The organism is Rathayibacter sp. AY1H2 (assembly GCF_002931985.1).
Classification (GTDB): domain Bacteria; phylum Actinomycetota; class Actinomycetes; order Actinomycetales; family Microbacteriaceae; genus Rathayibacter.
In genome coordinates, this window is the sequence record NZ_PSUV01000041.1 from 1 (window position 1) to 2465 (window position 2465).

The following is a 2465-nucleotide window of genomic DNA, read 5'->3' on the forward strand; positions in this document are numbered from 1 at the left end:
GGTTGGGGTGGGTTCGAGCGGCCCCGGTTCGAGCGGACGGGTTCGAGCGGGGTGGGCGGCGCGGGCTGGTGCTCGGCTCAGGAATCGCGCGGACAGCGGTGTGCGAGCCCGCGCTCGCCGGCGGTTCGTCCCTCCACAGGCGGGGTACCGGCTCCGTTGTCCCGATCCTGGTCACGGGCCCGGCCCGATGTCGGTGGTCGCTGATTCAATACATGTATGAGAAGTTCGGGTGACGCGATGCAGGCGGTCGAGGCGGTGCAGGCGGGCGAGACGACGCAGACGCTCGACGCGGTGCGCGCGCTCGCCGGTCTCGCGGCGGGGCTCGCCCGCTCCTCGGCACCGGTGCTGCTCGCGGGAGCCGTCGCCCTGCACACGGCCTACGGGGCGGCGTTGCTCGTGCCGGAGTCGTTCGCGCGGGGGAGCCGTCTCTCCCGGAGCGAGGCGGGAGACCTCGTGGAGCGCTCGATCCGAGCCGAGTTCGCGACGGCGCTCGGGATGTCGGAGCGCGCGGCGTCTCGACGTCTCGAGCATGCTCGGCTCCTCATCGAGGACCTCCCGGCGACCCGTGCCCTCCTGGCCGAGGCCCGGATCCTCTGGGAGGCCGGCGAGGTCGTCTGCGCCGCCGCCGCGACCCTCCCCGCTCCGTCGCGCGCGCCCTTCGACGAGCGGGCGGCCGCCGCGGCGCTCACGCAGACGCCCACCCAGCTCCGCCGGACCGTGGCGCGGTTGCGCGACGAGCTGCACGAGCAGCCGTTCACCGAACGCCACGCCCGCGCCCGAGAGGACCGCAGCGTGTGGCTCGGAGCCGAGGCCGACGGCATGGCCACGCTCTGCGCCCTGCTGCCGGCCCCGGTCGCGGTCGGCGCCTACAACCGTCTCGACCGGATCGCCCGCTCGCTCCGCGACGGGGCGGACGCGGCGGGGATCGGGTTCGGTGCAGGTGCAGGTGCAGGTGCAGGTGCAGGTGCAGGTGCAGGTGCGAGTGCGAGTGCGAGTGGGAGTGCGAGTGCGAGTGCGACTGCGACTGCGACTGCGACTGCACAGAGCGGTGCTGGTGCCCGTGGCGATGCTCCGGTGGCAGTCGGCGCACGGACGGACGCTGGTGCTGGTGCTGGTGCTGGTGCTGGTGCTGGTGCTGGTGCTGGTGCTGGTGCTGGTGCTGGTGCCGGTGCTGGTGCTGGTGCTGGTGCCGGTGCCGGGCTCGGCGCGGAGACGGGTGGCGGCGCCGGTGGAGACGCTGACATCTCCCTCGGCGACGGCCGGACGCTCGCGCAGCTGCGGGCCGACGCGCTCGTCGATCTGCTCATCGACGGCGACATCTCCGCAGACGGATCCTCGGGAGAAGGAGCGAGCGCCGTCCGTGCCTCGGGCTCCGGAATCCACGCCTCGGTCTCCGGAGTCCGCGCCGACGTGCGCCTCACCCTGGCCGCCAGCACCGCCGTCGGCCTCGACGACGCGCCGGCCGAACTCGACGGCTACGGTCTCGTCCCCGCCGACATCGCCCGGGAGCTCGTGCGCACGGCGGCCGCCTTCACGCGGGTGCTGACCGATCCGGACACGGGAGTGGTGACGTCGGTCGGCAGGACCCTCCGCGTCCCGCCCCCTCGGATGCGCCTCCAGCTGCAGCTGCGCGACCGGACCTGCCGGTTCCCCGGCTGCACCCGCGCGGCCTCGACGGCGGAGGCCGACCACACCCTCGAGTGGCGGAACGGAGGCGAGACCGCCCTCGGCAACCTGGCCTCGCTCTGCGTCGCGCACCACCACGTCCGCCACGGCGACCGCTGGACCTACACCCTCCATCCGGACGGCACCGTCGTCTGGACGACCCCCACCGGCCGACGGATCACCGACCGACCGCGGGCGCTGCCCGGGGCTCCGCTGCCGCCCACGCGACGACCGACGCCGCAGTCGGCGCAAGAACCGGAGCCGGAGCCGCAGCCGGAGCAGCAGCCGCACCCGCTGTCACCACGATCCTCGTCATCGCAGCTGAGGTCATCGCGACCGTCGTCACCTCGACCGTCGCCATCGGTGCTGTCGCCGACGCGGCCGCGGTTCGTGGACGCGCCTCCGCCGTTCTGATCCGCAGCCCGACATGCCGGGCGATTCGACACTCCGTCGGCCGCGAGGCGGTGAATCGCCGTGCCTGGACACGCCCAGGCGCCCTCGCGCTCTCTCACCTCCGGCGCCGCGAGGTCCGTCGGCACGTTGGCGCTTCGTCGAGCCTCGAGCTCCGAGCCCCGAGCCCCGAGCTCCGAGCCCCGTGTCCCGTGTCCCGGAGCTCCGAGCCTCGAACCCCGTGTCCCGTCGTGCTTCGGCGCTTCGGGGCGTCGGCCACCGCGTCCCGGTCCGCCCGCGTCCCGGTCCGCCCGCGTCCCGCCCCCTCGGATGCGCCTCCAGCTGCAGCTGCGCGACCGGACCTGCCGGTTCCCCGGCTGCACCCGCGCGGCCTCGACGGCGGAGGCCGA

The 2465-nt window shown here is 74.6% G+C and carries 1 protein-coding gene; it reads left to right on the forward strand.

The features are described 5' to 3' along the window. Positions 1 to 216: 216 nt before the first annotated feature. The gene (locus C5C29_RS16730; protein WP_104308594.1) at positions 217 to 2079 is read left to right on the forward strand and encodes an HNH endonuclease signature motif containing protein; all 1863 of its coding nucleotides are present in this window, start codon (positions 217 to 219) and stop codon (positions 2077 to 2079) included. Positions 2080 to 2465 lie beyond the last annotated feature (386 nt).

Bases quoted from the DNA above. Each gene is read 5' to 3' on its own strand.
- C5C29_RS16730 (WP_104308594.1), top strand. From the start codon at position 217: ATGAGAAGTTCGGGTGACGCGATGCAGGCGGTCGAGGCGGTGCAGGCG.